The organism is Geomonas subterranea, assembly GCF_019063845.1.
In the GTDB taxonomy this organism is placed as follows: Bacteria; Desulfobacterota; Desulfuromonadia; order Geobacterales; family Geobacteraceae; genus Geomonas; species Geomonas subterranea.
The window spans coordinates 2934454-2953098 of sequence record NZ_CP077683.1; the positions used below are offsets into that span (position 1 = coordinate 2934454).

An 18645-nucleotide genomic window follows, 5' to 3' on the forward strand; every position below is an offset into this window, starting at 1 on the left:
GGAAGGTATGGCGACGTGGAAATGCAAGAGCTGCGGGTTCACCAAGGAAGGGCGCTGCAAACCGCAGAAGTGCCCGCAGTGCCAGGAAAAGGGGAACTTCGAGAAGGTTGAGGAATAACAGGGGCGGGCGAATGATTTATTCGCCCCAACAGGAGCACGTTGAAAAGCCCGGCCGGGTCAAACGGTCGGGCTTTTTTTCCATCCTCACCTTTATTACCCTCGCCCTCCGGGAGAGGGTGGCCGAAGGCCGGGTGAGGGGCTCGCCACCAAGGGGGATTTCGCCTGCGGCAACGCCCCCCCCGCTCCCTCCCGGGAAGAGGGAGTGACACCGGTCCAGCCTGGATGACGCGGACTATTCCCCCGTGAACACCGGCGGGCGCTTCTCCAGGAAGGCCTTGATCCCTTCAGCGTAATCCTTGCTGTCGTAGACGGTGCGCCTAAGCCCCTGCACCCGCTCGAAGGTGAGCGGCGAGAGGGGGTGGGCGCTGGCCAGAAGCCGGATCTGTTCCTTGATCACCCCGATGGAGAGCGGGCTGTTCCTGGTGATCTTGTGGGCCATGCTGTAGGTGAACTCCTCCAGCTGCTCCGCCTCGACCAGGTGGTTCAAAAGCCCCGCCTTGCTCGCCTGCTCCGCCGAGAGCGGCTCCGCCGTGAAGAACATCTCCTTGGCGAAGTTGACCCCCATGATGTTCATGAAGTGCAGGATCCCGGAGACGTTGTACGGGACGCCGATCTTCGCCGGGGTCATGCAGAACGAGGAAGTGGGACAGCCGATCAGGATGTCGCAGGAAAGGGCCAGGTCGCAGGCGCCCCCCCAGACACTCCCCTCGATCATGGCGATCACCGGGATGGGAAGACTCTGGATGGAACGGAGCACCGTCACCAGCGGATCGTGGTAGGAAAGCGGATCGCGCCCCGGCAGCGGCAGCTCGTGCACGTCGTGCCCGGCCGACCAGACCTTGGACCCCTTGGGGGCCCTGATCACCAGCACCCTCATCCTCCCCTTCTGCAGGGCGCCTATCGACTGCAGCATCTCGTCGATGAGCGCGCCGCTCAGCATGTTGCGGTGCTCGGGGTCGTTGAAGGTGATGGTCCCTACGTTGTCCTGCAGTGCCGTATTGATGACCGCCATTGCTCTCCCCTTTCTTTCATTGGCGATAGATAAGGGCGCTCCGGATGATCAAGCGCCAGCTCTGATTTTAACAGGTAACGCGAAAAAATCAGAAGCCGGCCTGCAAAACATTCATTAGCTGATCGAGCCGGTAGCCGGCGGCCGCCGCGCTCTCCTTCATGAGCGTGGCCAGGGCCTTGGCGGACAGTCCGCTCCCGCGTCCGGCCGGGGCTTTTGCATCCTCCGCGTACGGCTCCACCTCCGCCAGCCAATCCACCAGCAGTTCGAAGCGCTCCTTGTTGAACCACTGCGCGCCTCCGCTTTCATGCAGGAAGAGGAACCGGGCCACCGCAGTATCCGAGAAAAGGGCGGCAGAGCAGCGGGTGACCCCGATGGCGCGGCAGCTGGAGAGGAAGGTCTCGTGCTGCAGCAAAACCCCCAGCAGCTTGCCAAAGCCCCGCGGCGGCAGATCGATCACCTGTTCCGGGTCCGCCGGCGGCAGGGCCTGTAGCGCCTGCACCAGCGGATGAACCAGTCCCAGCTCCTCGAAGAGCTGCGCGCTCTCCACCTCCTTCAAGCCCCCGGTCTTGTGCAGCGCCAGGAAGGCGCACAGAAGAAGCCACTCCGCGGGAAGGAGCTCCCCTTCCCGGACCGGTTGCAGGGCCTGCAGGAACTCCGCGCCGAACTGCCCCAGCAGGTCGCGCTGTTCCTTTTCCGGCGCCTCGGGCGCCAGGGCCTTGTAGAAAGAGGCCAGCAGCGGCTCCAGCGGCGCGATGCGACCCTGCGGCGGGACGCCCGGCTCCTGCAGCACCACGGCCGCCTTGGACAGGAACTTCCTGAACGACTCGTGCAGGGGTGCGTAGCGCACCTTCTTGACCTCGTCCTCCAGGTTCTCGACACCGGCACCGTTCAGACGGTAGCAAAGCGCACCCCAGGTGCCGAAGTCGTCGTCGTAAATCTCGCGGAAGTCGAGGAAGGCGTGGTACTCGTACCCCCCCATCTCCACGTAGAGCCCCTGGTCGCAGAGGTCGCGGCCGTTTCTCAGGTAGCAAAGCCCCGAGGCGCTGTCGCGGAAGCTGTAATAGTGTCGCCCGTCCCCCTTGAAGCCCAGCGCCTCGCCCAGGGTGGTCTGCGCCAGGGTGTTGCCCCCCGAGGGGTTTTTCCTCAACACGGCGCAGGAGGTGCGGATCCACCCGGCGGTGGAAGCGTAGGCGTTGTGGAACAGGATCAGGCCGCGCTCACCGTTGTTGCTGTTGGAATAGGCGAAGACGTTCTCGTTGACGCTGTGGCCGGCGTAGAAGTCGTACAGGGTGAAGTTCTCGCTCCCCGAGAAGATGTGACGCCGGCGCATGAGCGGGAAGATGTCGCTTTCGTGGCGCGCCACCAGGTGCTGATCCACCGGCTCGTCCCAGTAGGCGCGCCGGTACTCCATGCCGTACTTCTCGTGGAACCCCTCGATCTGTCCGTGGCCGACCATGGGGAGGCCCGGCATGGTGACCAGGAGCACGGTGGCGCCGAAGTACTTCCCTTCCTTGCCGAACTGCTCCACCGCGGTGCGCTCGTCCGGGTTGTTCATGAAGTTGACGAAGCGTTTCAGGATCTCCGGCTCGAACTCGAGCACGTTCTTCACCGTCTGCCGGTACTTGGCGTTCTCCTCCATCTTCAGCATGTTCATGAAGGCGGAATTGTAGACGCGGTGCATGCCGAGGGTCCTGACGAAGTACCCTTCCATGAGCCAGAAGGCCTCGGCCAGAAGCAGGGTGTCCGGCGCCTCCACCGCTACCCGGTCCACCACCTCGCGCCAGAATTCGGCGGGGAAGACCTGGTCGAAGCTCGGGCGGTCCATGCCGTGCTCGGCACGCGAGGGGACGCCGGAGCCGTGCCCCGGCAGCGGGTACCACAGGCGCTGGTAGTGCTTCTTCGCGAGGGTCATGGCCGCGTCGAACCGGATGATGGGGAACTGGCGCGCCACGTGGAGGATGGTGCCGATGACCGCCTCGCGCACCTCCGGGATCAGGTAGTTGAGCTGCGCGGTGTCGTTCCAGGGGGTGGAGGTGCCGTCGTTGCCGTGGTAGATGTAGCGCACACGGCCGCTGCCGCGGTCCAGGTGCTTGAAGACGACCGCCGCGTCGCGCTTGTCCCAGTAGCCGTCCTCGATGAAGAGGCCGATCCGCCCGTCGGGGGAGAGGTCGGGGCCGTTGAACTGGTAGTCGGGGTACGGGGGGTAGTCGAGCTGGATGAACCAGTCCGGGTGCTCCACGGTCCACTTGGAGTAGAGGCCGGTGTGGTTGGGGACCATGTCACTCGCGAGACGTATGCCGCGGGCGGCGCAGCGCTGCCGCAGGTTGTCCAGTGCCCAGTCGCCGCCAAGGTCGTGGGCGATGACGTAGTCGTAGAGCGAGTAGGCCGAGGAGATCGCCTCCTGGTTCCCTGCGATCCGCTTTATCTGCTGCGAGGAGGGGGAGCGCTCCCAGATGCCGATCAGCCACAGCGCCGTGAAGCCGTAGCGCGACAGCCGGTCCAGCTCGGCGTCGGGGATCTGGTCCAGCGTCCTCACCTCGGTCTGATAGGTCTTGGCAAGTTGTCCGAGCCACACGTACACCATCTTTGCGATCATGACCACGTTGGCCATCCAGTCCGCGTCCTGGGAGAAGCGTTCGTACTCGGGGTAGTCATCCCCGCCCCGTTCTCCCCGGCCGAAGCGGAGCACCTTGGGCTCGCCGGGGCCGCCGAAGAAGGCGCGTCCCTCCTGGGAGACGATGTCCATCGCGGTGACCAGCTCAGTGAGCAGCTCCGGCGGGAGGATGAAAGCCCAGTGCTCCCTGATGTAGGCGATCTGCCCGGTCAGCGAGTCGGGGGCCGCCTTCATCGGCGCCCGCAGCAACTCCGGCAGGGAAACGCCCAGCGGCTCGAAGGGGGGGGCCTGCGCCAGGCGCCGGTCCAGTTCCGAGGTCACCTTGAGGTAGGGGGAGGACTCGGCGAGCCGGGAGGCGTCGAAGAGGCGGCGGAACTGGTCCAAGGCACGGTTCTCGCCGTTGAGCAGCATGAGGAGGAGTTCGGCGGCAAGCGCCTGGCGGCGTGCCCGCTCCCCGTCGTCGCCGGCCAGGAACCCCTGCGGCGTGTCGCTGCCCAGCACCATCTGCCCCGAAGGGAACAACTCCATGAAACGATCCAGCGTCCTCCCGGCATCACCGGTGAAATCGGGATAACCCGCCTGCGCGATGAGCGCGGCGAGCACGCCGGGCTGCTGTTTCGCGCAGTACTGTCCCATGACGTAGCGGTAGACGCGGCTCAGGATGGAATAAAGGTGCAACAGCCCCGGCATGATCGCCGTCTCGTGCGGCGCAAGCTGCTTGTTCAGCTTCGCTGCCAACCGGCGGGCGTAGATGATGCCGGGCACGTCCCCCAGTTCCTCGAGCATGCCGCGCAGCGCGATGCGGTCGCCGCAGGCGGCGGAAATTTGAATCTGAAACGGGAAATAGTCGGAGTTAATAAACCTCTGCTTCATCAAGCACCTCGTCAGCCCTATTGTAGTGGTGGACCGCTCCGGGCCGGGCGGCACAGTCAGATATGATACATTGGAATGCCGCCACTGTCTTTAAAAAAAATATTATTAAATTACACAAACTCAAATCCATTACCCCGCCCGCTCTGGCATTTGGCCTTGACACTGTTGCCGATTTCACCTAAACCTAGTGCTCAGTTAGCAAAAAGCACCGTTTCGCATAGGATAGTGCCATCTTCGCTTCCAGCCTCAAAGATACGTTCCAGCGGCAGCGCAGACTCTGTATCGCGCTGCTGCTGATAGTCACCCTGGTACCCATCACCCGCTTTTCCCGGTTCCTGCTGTTTCCTCCCGGCAATGGCAAGCGCGTGGAGATCGTCGAGCTAGGCAAGGGGCGCCCGCTGAAAGCACTGGCTGCCGACCTCGAAGCCCGCCGCGTCCTCTCCAGCGCCCGGCTCTTCACGCTCTACGCGCGCCTGAAGGGGGGCGACGCCAAGCTCAAGGCGGGCTACTACCAGTTCGACGACGGCATGCGCCCCGGCCAGATCCTTGCCAAGATGATCAGCGGCGACATCTACCAGCGCATCTTCGCGCTCCCGGAGGGATACTCCAGCTACCAGGTGGCGGAGATGCTGGAGAAACGCGGCATCTTCGGCAGGGACAAATTCCTCGCCGCCTGCCACGACCAGGCCCTGCTGAAGGAAATGGGGATCGACGCCGCGAGCGCCGAGGGATATCTCTTTCCCGGGAGCTACAACATCCTGCCGGGCCAGACGGAGCTCGAAGTGGTGCGCGGGATGGTGCAACGTCAAAAGGCGTACCTGAAGGAGTCGGTGGACGGCCGGGCGAGGGCCAGGGGGGTCCCGGTGCAGAAGCTTTTGACCCTCGCCTCCATGGTGGAGAAGGAGGCCGTGCTCCCCGCGGAGAAGCCGGTCATCGCCGCCGTGTTCCAAAACCGCCTGCAACTCGGCATGCGGCTGCAGAGCGACCCCACCGCCCTCTACGGCGTGCGGGCCTTCGCCGGAAAAGTGAGACGCGAGGACATCCTGAAGCCGACCCCGTACAACACCTACCTGATCCCCGCGCTACCGCCGGGGCCGATCGGCAACCCGGGGAAGGACGCCATCGAGGCGGTGCTCAACCCCGCGGCGGTCCCCTACCTCTACTTCGTGGGGCGCGGCGACGGCAGCCACCAGTTTTCCAAGGATCTCGCGTCTCATAACGAGGCGGTGCGCAAGTACCTCAAGGCACCCGCGACTGCGCCGCAAGGGGGAAGCTAGATGACAGGCAGCATCCTGCTGGTCGAGGACAATGAGCGGCTCACCGAGATGCTGCGCACGGTGCTGGAATCGCGCGGGCACCAGGTGAAGAGCGCCGGCAGCGGAGACGACGCGCTCGCGCAGTTGCAGGGGCAGCGTTTCGACCTGCTGGTGCTCGACCTGAAGCTGCCGGGGATGAACGGCGTGGAGCTGTTGCAGCGGGTGCGCCGCAGCGCGGCTCTGAAGGAGCTCCCGGTGGTGATCATGACCGGGGTGTTCCGCGGCGAGGACTACGCCCGTGCCGCCGCGAAGCTCGGCGTCGAGGCCTACCTCGAGAAGCCCTTCGGCAAGGATGATTTCCTGAAAGCGGTGCAGGGCGCCCTGGAGCGCGGCCCCGCCCGCAAGGAGCTCTCCCGGCTCCTCCTCGACCTGTACAAAAACGGCAAAAACGGCATGATCGAGCTGCGCGGCGGGACCCGCGTCTTCGTGGTCGGCGGGGAGCCGGCCAGCTTCTCCTCGCCCGGCTTCGTTCCGTTTCTCATCTCCGCCAACCACCTGCAGCGCGGCGACCTGGAGCAGTTCCCTCCCTCCCGCCCCGGGCGCCTGCCGCTGGTGGAAGCCGGCCTCATCGGCTATGACGACCTGTTGGAACAATCGCGCCTGTTCCTGTTCCGGGCCCTCGTCGAGGCGCTGCTGCAAAACCAGTCCCCGAGATTCACCCCCGACATCACCGGCGTGGAACTCCCACTCACCCCCCTCTCCCTGCCGCGCCTTTTGCACCAGGCCGCCGGCACCGCCAGTTTCGATCTCGCCCCGTACCTGACCAGCCGCGGCGCCCTCTGTCCGGTGCGCACTCCGGAATACTTCCGGCTCGCGAACCTGCTCAACATGGGTCAGGAGGAGGTCGACCTGCTGCAGCGGCTGGGTCAGGGGAAAACGGTACAGGACATCCTCTCCGACTGCGACACCCCGGCCCGGGGAGCCGCCCTGCTCGACCTGCTGGCGCGCATGGGGATGCTTTCCCTGGCGGCGGCGCCGGCCCAGGACCAGCAGCCTGATTTCCCGCAGAAGGTCCTTTTCAACCGCCCCATCGAGGAGGTCTCCGAGAGGCGCGCCGAGGCGATCAACTTCAACGACCTCGTGGACGAAGTTTCGGAATCGATCGAGCTGGTGGTGGGCAAGAAGGGGATGGCTGCGCCGCTGTCGGCGACGGAGATCGACTTCGAGCAGGAGGTCCAGCGGGATTACGCCGCGATCCAGGACAAGAATTACTACGAGATCTTCGGCATGACCCCGGGCACCTTCAGCTTCGCCACGTTGAAGGACGCCTACTTCGCCAAGACCCGGGAGTATTCGCCGGAAAAGTTCATGCAGCTCTCCGGTGACACCCTTGGCCGCGCCCAGGACGTCCTTTCCCACTACGCCAACGCCTACAACACCCTCTCCAGCGTCATCGCCAAGGAGCGTTACGACGAGATGCTCAACGCCGACACCGTCGGGCTGGGAGGCAAGCGCGAGGACGAGCTGCAGGCACGCATCCAGTTCCAGTCGGGCAAGGTGTTCCTGGAGATGGAGGATTACGGCAACGCCGAGCGCGCCCTGCAGGATGCCTACACCCTCGACCCCAACGACGCCCAGACCAGCGCCTACCTCGCCTGGTCCATCTACAAGAACCCCGGCAACCAGCGTTCGCAGGGAGCCCTGGAGAAGTGCCGCATGCTCCTCTCCAAGAGCCTGCAGGCCGAGCGCAACGCCGACGCCTTCGCCTTCCGCGGCTGGATGCTGCTGGACGAGGGGCGGGACGGACTGGCCGAGGGGGAGTTCCAGAAGTCACTCAAGCTGAACCCGCACCAGTCGCATGCCCAGGGGGGGATGCGCCTGATCAGGGAACGGCGCGAGGCGGAGAAGAAGGGACTCTTCAAACGCATCTTCGGCTGACCGCCGCTTCCGCAACCTTCCCACGACCCGCCAAGGCCTCATCACATGAGGCCTTTTCTTTTTCCTCTTCATGTGTTTGCCCGACAGCTCCCCATCCGCTCCTCCTTTGGATGACCGGGGTAGGAGAACGCCCTGCCGCGTCTAAGAGAGCGGCTTGCCAATCAATCATTAGCCGATATTATGTTTAAGTTTTTCTAATAAGGCCCCGGACAGGGGAACCACTGACGGACGATGCGACAGGTTTGCCGGGTGATGCGCCCCGCCTGCAGTTGGCCGTCTCCCCCCTGCAGGCCCTACCTGAGAAGAGGAGGATGCCATGAAAAAGATGCTGTTCCTGACCGTGGTGCTGATGATGATTGCTCCGACGGCACACGCCGCGGGGCCGGTGGGCGACGTGATCAAGGTCGGCATGGTCAACGACCAGACCGGCGCCAACAAGGGCTCCGGAAGGGGGATGAAGGTGGGGGTGGAGGCCTACTTCAAGGCGGTGAACGCCAAGGGGGGCGTGTACGGCAGAAAGATCGAACTGGTCTCCCTGGACGACCAGATGGTGACCGACAAGACCATCGACTGCCTGCTTAAGCTCGCCGACGAGCAGAAGGTTTTCGCCGTGGTCGGCTCCGTGGGCACCTCCAACTGCGTCGCCAGCCTTCCGGTGGTCAAGGAGTACAAGCTCCCCTACATCAACCCGAGGACCGGGGCTACCGAGTTGCGCACGCCGGTGGTCCGGGAGGTGTTCCACATCAGGGCGAGCTACCAGCAGGAGGTTGACCGCATCGTGGACCAGCTGGTCAAGCAGGGTGCGAAGCGCTTCGCGGTCTTCTACCAGAACGACGGCCTCGGCACCGACATCCTCGCCTCGACCGAAAACGCCGTCAAGCGCCATGGACTGAGCCTCGTCTCCAAGGGCTCCTTCGAGCGGAACACCGTGGCGGTGACCACGGGACTCGCCAGCATCATGACCGGCAAGCCGGACGCCATCATCGTCGGCGCCGTGTACAAGCCGGGAGCGGAGTTCATAAAGCTCGCCCGCAAGGAAGGGGTCAGCGCCTACCTCGCCTCCGGCTCGTTCGCGGGGGGCATGAACCTCGTCAAAGCCGTGGGCCCCGGCGCCTCGGAAGGGGTCATCATGAGCCAGGTGGTGCCGGAACTGGATGACCTGTCGCTTCCGATCACCAAGGAGTGCAAGGAGGCCATCGAAAAGAACCCCGAGGAGGTCGGCTTCAACTCCGTGAGCATGGAGGGGTGCATGGCGGCCAAGTCCATGGTCATGGCCCTTGAGAAAGCGGGCAACCCGCCCACCCAGGCCGCCTTCATCCAGGCCTACGAGAGCATGAAGGGAGCGGACATGGGAGGCATCAAGCTCACCTTCTCGCAGGACAACCACCAGGGGCAGGACAACGTCTACCTGCAGGTGGTGAAGGGCGACAAGCTGGTCTCCCTGAAATAGCGGGGGGCGTGAAGAGCCGGAAACCGGTGCCGTCTCCAGCGCGGCACCGGTTTTATTGGTGCTGCAATCCTTACTCCGGGGGTGGCAATGACCGTCAAAAGCAAGCTTTGGGGCAACATCGCGCTGACCATCGTGGGCATTTCCGTCCTGGCCGGCATCGGGCTCTTTTCCATCGCCAAGGTCAAGTCGAGCATCGAGATCCTGACCGGGAAGTCGACGCCGCTGCACCTGAAGATGCTGGAACTGCAACAGACGGTGGAAAAGGTCTCGGCCGACTTCATGAGGCTGGAGATGACCACGGAGCCCGCGGAGGTGGCCCATCTCTCGCAAGCCATCACCACCCGCATCAAGCGCATGGAGGAACTGAACGACCAGATCGTCCAGGGAGGCGCCGCATCCAGCGGCGTGGACACGGCGGTCCTGCGCGACATAGAGAAGACCGTGGTCCAGGTCGCCTCGCAACGGCTGAAGGACATGACGCTCTTTAAAAATGAGATCGCGACGGTGAACTCGGAACTGCGCAAGGCAGAGGAAAGCGTCGCGGGGCTGCGCAAGCAGATCAGCCAGATGGGAAGCAGCGCCCTCTCCAACATCAACTCCTCGCAGGCCGCCAACCTCCAGGTGAACAGCTCGATCAAGAAGCTTCTCACCCTGCAAAGCCGGCTCAAGGACATCAACATCATCCTGAGCGACCTGGAACTGGTCAAGAACAAGTTCAAGGTGGCCCCCCTGAGGGAGCGCCTGAAGAACACGGTGGAGCTGACCCGCAACATCGAGGTGGACCAGGGGGACAACCCGGCCATCAAGGAGGTCAAGGGGGTCGCCACCGACATCCTGAACCAGATCGGCGCCGAGGAGGGGGGGCTCGTGTCCCTCAAGCTTGAGATGCTCACCAACCCCGAAAAGGCCGATGCGGAGCAGTATGCCGGCAAGGCGCGCGACATCATGAAGCCCCTGGAGGAGAACAGCAAGAAGATCTTCAACACCATCGACACCCTGGAACTGCAGATCGTAAAGGACCGCAACAAGGTGGTATCGTCGCTTGGCTTCCAGAACTCGGCCAACAGCGTGATGGAGGCGGGGAGCAATATCAGCGTCGACGTGAAGGAGCTCAACTCCGGGGTGCGCCAGATCATGCTGAGCTCCACCGATGCCGAGGTGGGAAGGCTCACCGCGACCCTGGCGGAGACCCGCAGGAGGATCGACGGCAACATCGCGCTGGCGCGAAAGGTGCTGCTCGATTCGGGTCAGAAGGAGCTCGCGGAGAGGATCTCCGACGTATCGGCGACGGTGCGCCGCGCGTCCTCGTCGATCCAGAAGATAGAGGCGACCAAGCTCGGGGTGATCAGGAGCAACGGGGCGATGCAGCGGGCTCTTGAGTCCGCCCGCGGCATTTCGCGCGAGCAGGCGCAACGAAGCGAGGAGCAGGTGAAGAGCATAGGGGAGAATCAGCAGCAGATCCTGACCGGCGTGCGCAACGCGGTCGACAACGCCACCCTCCTCTCCTACGTCATGATCGCGGTCTCCGTCGCCGTGGTGCTGATCTCGCTGGTGATCAGCCTGCGCATCATCGCCTCCATCACCAAGCCCCTCTCCCACGCCAAGCTGGTCACCGCCGACATCGCCGGCGGCGACCTCACCAGGCGCATCAGGGGGGGCTCCAACGACGAGATCGGCGACATCTGCGACAGCATCAACAACATCGTCGTGCACTTCCACGAGGTGATCTCGCGGGTGTCCCACAACACCACCCAGGTCGCCTCCACCTCGACCGAGCTATCCTGCGCCGCCGAGCAGATGGCGGCCGGCGCCGCCAGGGTCGCGGAGCAGGCTGCCACCGTGGCGACGGCCAGCGAGGAGATGGCGGCGACCTCCAACGACATAGCGGTCAGCTGCACCCAGGCCGCTGCCGGCTCCAAGCAGGCCAACGACGCCGCCGTCACCGGCGCGGACGTGGTCAAGGGGACGGTCCGGGGCATGAACCAGATCGCCGAGCAGGTGCGCGCCTCTGCGGTCAGCATCGGCGACCTGGGGCAGAAGTCGGAGCAGATCGGCGCCATCGTCAACACCATCAACGACATAGCCGACCAGACCAACCTTTTGGCCCTGAACGCGGCCATCGAGGCGGCGCGCGCGGGAGAGCAGGGGCGCGGCTTTGCCGTCGTGGCCGACGAGGTGCGCGCGCTGGCGCAGAGAACGGCCAGCGCCACCCGCGAGATCGGAGAGATGATCAAGGCGGTGCAGCAGCAGACCAAGGGTGCCATCGGCGTGATGCAGTCGGGGGTCGCCCGGGTGGAGGCGGGCACCGTCGAGGCGGCCCGCTCCGGGGCCGCCCTGGAGGAGATCCTGCAACAGATCGGCTCCGTCACCCTGCAGGTGAACCAGATCGCCACGGCAGCGGAGGAGCAGACCGCCACCACGGTGGAGATCAGCAACAACATCCAGAGCATCAACGAGGTCGTGCAGGACACCGCCAAGAACGCCCAGGAGTCTGCCTCCTCCGCCCTGCTCCTGTCCCGGCTGGCGGAAGAGCAGCAAAAGCTCGTGGGGCAGTTCAAGCTGAGCGAGTAGCGAGTGGGCGTAAGGTTCATCAAGCGGCCGGGCGCCGCAGCGACAGAGGTGGCAATCATGATCAAGATACTCCTCGAGAACCCGTTGATGCTTCTGCTCATGGTCGCGGCACTGGGGTACCCCCTGGGCAAAATCAAGGTCTACGGCATCACCCTTGGCGTCGGCGCCGTCCTCTTCGTCGGGCTCGCGTTCGGGATGCTCCATCCCGACATGAAGGCGCCGGCGATCGTGTACATCATGGGGCAGGCGCTCTTCGTCTACACCGTCGGGCTTTCCGCCGGCCCCTCCTTCATCTCCACCTTCCGCAGAAACGGGGTCATGAACAACGTCCTCGCCGGGGTGGTGCTGTGCGCCTCCGCTGCCCTCTGCGTCGCCATGCAGAGGTACTTCGCCATCCAGCCCGGGATTGCCGCCGGCATCTTCTGCGGCAGCATGACCGCCTCCCCGGCCCTGGGCGGCGCCCTGGAATCGATCCGCCAGACCGCCCCGCCGGACATGCTGGAAGCGCTCCTCGCCGAGCCGGTGGTCGGCTTCTCCGTCGCCTATCCCATCGGCGTCATCGGCCTCATGCTGACCATCAACGTCTGCCAGAAAATCTGGAAGGTGGACTACCAGGCCGAGTTCAAGGTGTTGCGCAAGCCCGAGGACCGCAACTCGCTGGTGCACTGCACCATCAAGGTGCAGCACGTCGAGCCGCCGGACACCACCGTTCAGAGGCTGAACGAGTCGAACAACTGCGATATCATCTTCAGCCGGATCAAACGGGGGGAAGAGTTCTTCTATGCCCGTCCCGAAACGGTGCTGCAGCCGGGGGACTTGGCGATGGTGGCCGGCGCGCCGCATGAGATCGAGAAGATCGCGACGGTGCTGGGGGAAAGAAGGAGCAAGGAGCGCCTGGGGCTGGACCGCACCGAGTACGAGTACCGCAGGATCTTCGTGTCCAGCCCCCAGGCCATCGGGCGCACCATCGGGGAGCTGCACCAGGACCAGCGTTTCGGGGAGGTGATCACGCTGGTGCGCCGCGGCGACAACGAGTTCCTTCCGGAGGCCAAAATGGTCCTGGAACTCGGGGACGTGGTCAGGGTCCTGGCGCACAAGACCTGCATGGACGAGGTGACCGCCTTTTTCGGCAACTCCTACCGCAGGGTGAGCGAGGTGGATGTCATGACCTTCAGCCTGGGGCTGGTGATCGGGCTGATCCTGGGCCTGATCCCCTTCCCCTTCCCCGGCGGCGGGAGCATGCAGCTCGGCTTCGCGGGGGGGCCACTCATCGTGGGGATTCTTTTGGGAACCTTCGGCCGGACCGGCAAGATGGTCTGGAGCCTTCCCTACAGCGCCAGCATGGTCTTGAAGCAGGTGGGACTGGTGCTGTTCCTGGCCGGCATCGGCACCCGCTCCGGCTACAGCCTCCTTACCACCTTGAGCCACGGTGGTGGCGGCAGCATCTTCATCACGGGCGTCCTGGTCACCTGCGTCACGGCCTTTCTGGGCCTGTTCATCGCACACAAGATCATGAAGCTCCCGATGACGCTGGCGGTGGGCATCGTCGCGGGGATGCACACCTCCACCCCGGGCCTTGGCTACATCAAGGAGCAGACCGGAAACGACCTCTCCGACCAGGGCTACGCCTGCGTCTTCCCGTTCGCCACCATAGGGAAGATCATCCTGGTGCACATAATTCTCGTGGCGACGGGGCAGCTGTGACCCCCATCCCCTGAGCACGGGGTGAAGGCCGCAGGCCTAGTGCCTGCGGCCCTTTTCGTGGCCTCCTCCACCCTGCCCTTCACGCAACCCTTCGTATAGGTTTGCTATACAGCACCCTCCCCCGGCGACACAGGCGCCTCACCGTAAAAACAGTTGTTTTACGGCCACTTGCCGCCGCAGCCGTCGGACCGATGTATAGCATCTTTATACAGTCACCACCCCGCACCCTGCCAGCCTCCCGCACAAAAGGCATTGAATCCGGCCACTTACACTCAGAAGAAAAATCAGGCATGGCTAATGCTAAAGAGATCTCGTGCCGGTTTATCCGTGCCAGTCAGAGCATGGCGGCCGTAGCCCCGGCACAGCCAAGAACGCACCTCGCAGAGGCGATCATAAGAAGCCAAACCAATTCAAAGTCAAAGGAGGAAACCATGAGATTCAGACCGGCGTTCATCGTCCTGGCCGCGCTAGCCGTAGGATCTTCCGCTGCATACGCCCTGGAGTTGAAGGACATCACCTACCAGACCGACGGGGGGGGGAAGGTGGTCTTCAGCCACAACAAGCACCTGAAGAAGAAAGCGGAGAAGAGCCCGAACGTGAGCTGCAAGGCGTGCCATGAAAATCCGCGCGCGGCCAAAACCAGGTACACCATGGCCGACATGGAGAAAGGAAAGTCGTGCGGCAAGTGCCATAACGGGAAGAAGGCCTTCAGCGTTGCCAAGTGTACCGCCTGCCATCAGGTCAAGAACATCACCTTCAAGGTGAAAGAAACCGGACCGGTGCTCTTCAGCCACAACAAGCACCTGAAAACCATGCAGTGCAACGCCTGTCATAACACGCTGTACAAGACCGGCCCCAACAAAACGGTGTCGATGGCGGAGATGGAAAAGGGCAAGTCGTGCGGGGCCTGCCACAACGGGAAGAAGGCCTTCAGCGTCGCCAAGTGCGACGGCTGCCATCCTTCTCCCAAGCAGGTCGTCTTTAAGGTGAAAGAAACCGGCCCCACCGTCTTCAGCCACAGCAAGCACGTCGAGATTTACAGTTGCAGTTCCTGCCATACCAGGCTGTTCCCGCTGGGCTCCGGCAGAGCGGTCACCATGGCGGCCATGGAGAAGGGAAAATCCTGCGGTGCCTGCCACAACGCCAAGGAAGCCTTCGCCGTTTCGCAATGCGAGAAGTGCCACCCGGTCCAGGAAATCAGGTTCAAGGTGGCAGACGTAGGTGACGTCAAGTTCAGTCACAGCAACCACCTGGGCATGTACAAGTGCAAGGATTGCCACAGCGGCACCTTCCCCACCAGGCGCGGCGGCAAGCCGGTATCCATGGACGAGATGAAAAAAGCCAAGTCGTGCGGAGCCTGCCATGACGGCAAGGCGGCCTTCACAGTCAACGGAAACTGTGACTCCTGCCATATGCACGGCTAGCCCTCCTCCCGGCCATGCGGCAAACAAAAAACCGGCCACTCGAAATCGAGTGGCCGGTTGTGCATTGGAGGGCCGTTCCTGCACAAACTGTCAATCGCGCAGGCGTTCGAGGCGGGCGGCCTCCTCCTTGATCGCCTTGGCGGTGTAGCAGACGACGAAACCGTGTTCCAACAGCAGCAGGACTAGACCGGCCAGGAAAACCACCGGGAAGTAGCTGCCCGTCGTGTCGCAGAACACGTAGAGCGGGTAGAAGGCGGCGGGGAGACCGACATTGTACCAGCTGTACCCAGGCCTTCCGTCGCTCCCCCTGCGCCCAAGGATCAACACCAGGGCGGAGAGCCATGAGACACCAAGGACGACGTTGAGCACGTCAGCCGACGGCAGCGGACCGATGACCTGCACCAGTTCCGCCTGGGCACCCGACAGGAGGTTTCCCTGGCTGACGACAAGTGCGGCGGCGCTCACCCCCAGGAAGAGCAGCACCCCCCACAGCCCGCGGCGGGAAAGTACGTGCAGTTGCTCGACGTTTTTGGCCACCTGCTCCCGGCTCCAGCAAAGGGGACTTTCCGCCTCGACCTGAGCCGCTCCGCGTACCGGTTTCGCCTTGATATGCTCGATGAGATGATGTCCTGACATGGCCGTTCTCCTTTCCCGGATTCAGCACCCCTGTCCCATCAACTGTGACGCTGCTCCAAAAGCGCCCGCTCGTATTCCGGATAGTGCCGTACCGGCCGGTAGCCGGGTATGACCACCTCCGGTGCCGGCTCAACTTCCTCATGCTCTTCCACGTCCTCCCACCCGATCAGCATCGGCTTGATGTAGTCCCCCAGGGTCGCCAGGTAGACGTGCGTGCAGAGGAAGGCGAGCAGCGAACAGGCCAGGAGGAAATGGAGCGCGACGATGACCTTGATGCCGCCCCACATGAGAACCAGCACACGCAGTGGGGTCACGTTCAGCAGCAGGATACCCGTGAGCCCCACCAGCGGCATGAGTACGAACATGACTGCCAGGTAGGCCGATTTCTGCATCGGGTTGAACTTGTGATCAGGCGTGGCATGATACGGGCTCGGGCGCCCCAGGAAGTACCAGAAGCAGTAATAAAGGAGCTGGCGTACCAGGCCGTGCTTGATGTCCTCCTCGTCCGGGATGTACAACTTGTCCAGCGTGTTCTTCACCATCTTGTAGTAGAAGAACCAGAACGAGAAGGAGATGGCAACGATGATCCCGGCGGTGTTGTGCACCTCGATGGCGCTCTTGTAGCTGCTGAAGATGCTCAGTGTCTCAGGAAAGCGGATCTGGGCGCCGGACAGGATCAGGATGATGATGCCCGAGGCGTTGATCCAGTGCCAGATGCGTATGGGCCAGGGCTGTAGGTAGATCCTCGTTTTCTCGCTCATGACTGATGCTCCTTTTGTTTCCTATTTTTACGGGTCAGGAACCGTACGAACCCGTGTCCCACCGGCATGATGAGACCGCAGCAGATGATGGCGAGCCCGATCTGATTCAGCTTCGCGTTCTTGGTGGACCCCATCATGTAGAAATCCGGAGCGGCGTAGAGGGCATCGAGGACCGCCCCCTTTTCCACCGGCACTCTCAGGAAGGTGCCATCGGCTTCCGGCACGGCTATGAAACTGGTCTGCATCGGCCCGGAGCCCGAGGTATGGCAGAAACTGCAGTTACGCCTGCTGTCGAGAATCTCGAACTTGTGTGAGACCGTCGCGGGGGTCATCATCCCGTACAGATGGAGCGACGTCTGGGTCCGGTTGAAGACGCGCAATTCCTCGAGAGAAACGTAGTTGTCCCGGTTGGTGTCGATGAGGGACACGATGGGGCGGCCACCGGCCATGGTTTTCAGTTCGTCGTACTCGGCGACTTCCCGCTTGCCGAACCGGCTGTCACCCTTGCTCTTGACGATGTACATGCTGATGTAGTAGTCCCGGGCACCGGTATGGCAGGTGATGCACGGCAGCATGCGCAGGTGCAGTTCCGACTGGGGTAGCCATTCGCCATGCTTCGCGGTCATCTCCAAGGAGTTGTGGCAGTTGGAGCAGATCATGTTGATCTCCTGTCCGGAAACGTCCTTGGGGTTCTGCACCAGGTGCGGATTATGGCAGCCATTGCAGGAGGTCTTGGAGGCGTGCAGCCCCCTGGCGTACTCCTCGCTGATGCCGGAGTGGCATTCGCGGCAGTCGGCCTTAGGCACCTTGTTACCGTCGGGGTGGTTGGCGGGGACGGTCGCGTGGCAGGCTTCACACCCGAGGTTGGCGTGGGCGGTCTGTGTGAAGCGTTGCGGGTCGATGTAGGTCCCCTTGGGCACCTCGCCAGTTTTACCATGACAGGACAGGCAGACCTGGTTGTTGGCGGTCTGGTCCCCGTAAGAGAAGCCCCAGGCGTTGGCTTGAGCGATAAGCCCGGCAAGGGCCCAGGCGCACAACGCCAGCTTTGCGAGCAAACTCATCTTTTGTAGGTCGGCTGGTTTCACGTATCCCTCCTTTCAAGGAGCACGTCCTTTAGGATGATTTTTTGTCGGATGAGGCAGCCTGCTCTTTGGCGGCATGCTGCGCCGAGATGCGATGCGGCAACTTGATCCGGAACACCGGGAAGAACTGCGCCACGAGCAAAAGCGCACTGAATCCGAGGAAGAGCCACATCCCCAGATTGCCGCCACGATCGATGCTCTGGGCGGCCGAAAGTGCCAGGAAACTGGTGCCGAAGACGAGAACGGAGAGCGCGATCAGCCAGGAGAAGCGCCTGGGCACACTGGCGGGTTGCTTTTCCACCGACTCCCGCCGATGTGCCCGGCGCCGCATCGCGGCCTCCATGCGCTCCTGCTGCCGGCTGGCGCGGTAGGTCTTGAAGGCGCATTCGACGGCGAGCCCAAGTTCCTCGGTATCACCGTTTTCCACCGGCTTCATGGCCTGGTAGAAGATCCCTTCCTTGCGTACTTGCCTCGCCTGGCTCAGCGGCAGGTCGTCGGAGACCATGATGACGTTCAGATGGCGGTTGCACTTTTTCAGCAGGTGAATCAGGTCGGAAGACGAAACCTTCTGGTCGAAGTCACTTCCCAACAACAACACCGGTGTCTTCTTCTGCAGGATGCTGCAGAGCACGTGGACTGTTGAATCAGTGGTCTCAACCTCATACCCCGCCTTGCGGAAGTATTCGGCTACCTGCCTGCGGAAATCCGCGTCGCGGTCCGCTATGATGATTCCCCGTTCGTCCATAAGCCACCTCGCGTCTCACGAACAGCTACTTTTTGTCATCTTCCAGAGGGACCTTTACCTTCTTGCCGAACAGCCCGTAAAGACCCTTGAGCATCGCGCTGAAGAGCATGATGCCAGGGATGACCTGCACGACGATGATGGCGCCGATAAAGAGAAGGAATATCTTCGCCATCAGCCCGCTCCCCTCGGAGACGTCGGCAATGCCGGAGATGAGCAGCGTCCCGGCCACGACAACCCCGATGATCGACCAACTTGTCACTTTCCCGGACAATGATTCACGCGTTTCTTTTGTCATGGCCCTCTCCTTTTTCCGCATTATTCCCCGAAGGGTTACCCATACTTAGCAACCCTGATGCCGAAACGTGCACACCTCTTGGAAGACGCGCAATACCGGCCACTTACGCCTGGACCCTCCCCAAAAGCGGGGGATTGCAGGCGGACGCCATCCAGGAGAGCTGC

14 protein-coding genes are annotated in these 18645 nt (G+C 63.0%); 7 read left to right on the forward strand and 7 right to left on the reverse strand.

All coding sequences use genetic code 11. From position 1 onward, the window contains the following. Window positions 1–7 precede the first annotated feature (7 nt). On the forward strand, window positions 8–118 hold the full coding sequence (locus KP001_RS12740; protein WP_217286011.1) for an RCKP-type rubredoxin-like domain-containing protein: 111 nt from the start codon (window positions 8–10) through the stop codon (window positions 116–118). 234 nt (window positions 119–352) lie between these two features. Here KP001_RS12740 and scpB read toward each other — a convergent pair whose 3' ends face one another. Further along, window positions 353–1132: a methylmalonyl-CoA decarboxylase gene (scpB, locus tag KP001_RS12745; RefSeq protein ID WP_217286012.1), complete on the reverse strand. Its 780-nt coding sequence runs from the start codon at window positions 1130–1132 to the stop codon at window positions 353–355. Between the two features lie 88 nt (window positions 1133–1220). Then, window positions 1221–4619, reverse strand: a complete 3399-nt coding sequence (locus tag KP001_RS12750) for an alpha-amylase family glycosyl hydrolase (RefSeq protein ID WP_217286013.1) — start codon at window positions 4617–4619, stop codon at window positions 1221–1223. Between the two features lie 296 nt (window positions 4620–4915). On the opposite strand from KP001_RS12750, the gene mltG reads away from it, so the two are divergent. From mltG to KP001_RS12780, 6 genes are all read left to right on the forward strand, one after another. Further along, window positions 4916–5896 (forward strand): endolytic transglycosylase MltG, encoded by a 981-nt coding sequence (mltG, locus tag KP001_RS12755; RefSeq protein ID WP_224961778.1) that lies wholly within the window; start codon window positions 4916–4918, stop codon window positions 5894–5896. Then, a complete protein-coding gene (locus tag KP001_RS12760) occupies window positions 5897–7813 on the forward strand; it encodes a response regulator (protein WP_217286014.1) in 1917 nt (638 codons plus the stop codon). Window positions 7814–8129: 316 nt separating this feature from the next. Next, window positions 8130–9263: an ABC transporter substrate-binding protein gene (locus KP001_RS12765; RefSeq protein ID WP_217286015.1), complete on the forward strand. Its 1134-nt coding sequence runs from the start codon at window positions 8130–8132 to the stop codon at window positions 9261–9263. An 87-nt stretch (window positions 9264–9350) separates the two neighbouring features. Beyond that, window positions 9351–11834 carry a HAMP domain-containing methyl-accepting chemotaxis protein gene (locus tag KP001_RS12770; protein WP_217286016.1) on the forward strand — a complete coding sequence of 828 codons (2484 nt, stop codon included), beginning with the start codon at window positions 9351–9353 and terminating at the stop codon, window positions 11832–11834. A 57-nt stretch (window positions 11835–11891) separates the two neighbouring features. Next, complete coding sequence (locus KP001_RS12775) at window positions 11892–13538, forward strand: aspartate:alanine exchanger family transporter (protein WP_217286017.1); 1647 nt, start codon at window positions 11892–11894, stop codon at window positions 13536–13538. A gap of 431 nt (window positions 13539–13969) precedes the next feature. After that, window positions 13970–14962, forward strand: a complete 993-nt coding sequence (locus KP001_RS12780; RefSeq protein ID WP_217286018.1) for a cytochrome c3 family protein — start codon at window positions 13970–13972, stop codon at window positions 14960–14962. Between the two features lie 90 nt (window positions 14963–15052). Here the strand turns inward: KP001_RS12780 and KP001_RS12785 are convergent, their stop codons facing one another. Genes KP001_RS12785 through KP001_RS12805 form a run of 5 tightly spaced genes read right to left on the reverse strand, consistent with a single transcriptional unit; the run spans window position 15053 to window position 18481 of the window. Further along, window positions 15053–15598, reverse strand: coding sequence for a hypothetical protein (locus tag KP001_RS12785; protein ID WP_217286019.1), 546 nt, complete (start codon window positions 15596–15598; stop codon window positions 15053–15055). Window positions 15599–15636: 38 nt separating this feature from the next. Next, a complete protein-coding gene (locus tag KP001_RS12790; RefSeq protein WP_217286020.1) occupies window positions 15637–16359 on the reverse strand; it encodes a cytochrome b/b6 domain-containing protein in 723 nt (240 codons plus the stop codon). After that, window positions 16356–17444: a multiheme c-type cytochrome gene (locus KP001_RS12795; RefSeq protein WP_224961371.1), complete on the reverse strand. Its 1089-nt coding sequence runs from the start codon at window positions 17442–17444 to the stop codon at window positions 16356–16358. The genes KP001_RS12790 and KP001_RS12795 overlap by 4 nt, the downstream gene beginning before the upstream one ends. Window positions 17445–17472: 28 nt before the next feature. After that, window positions 17473–18186 carry a DNA-binding transcriptional response regulator gene (locus KP001_RS12800; RefSeq protein WP_217286021.1) on the reverse strand — a complete coding sequence of 238 codons (714 nt, stop codon included), beginning with the start codon at window positions 18184–18186 and terminating at the stop codon, window positions 17473–17475. A gap of 25 nt (window positions 18187–18211) precedes the next feature. Further along, window positions 18212–18481, reverse strand: a complete 270-nt coding sequence (locus KP001_RS12805; RefSeq protein WP_217286022.1) for a hypothetical protein — start codon at window positions 18479–18481, stop codon at window positions 18212–18214. Window positions 18482–18645 lie beyond the last annotated feature (164 nt).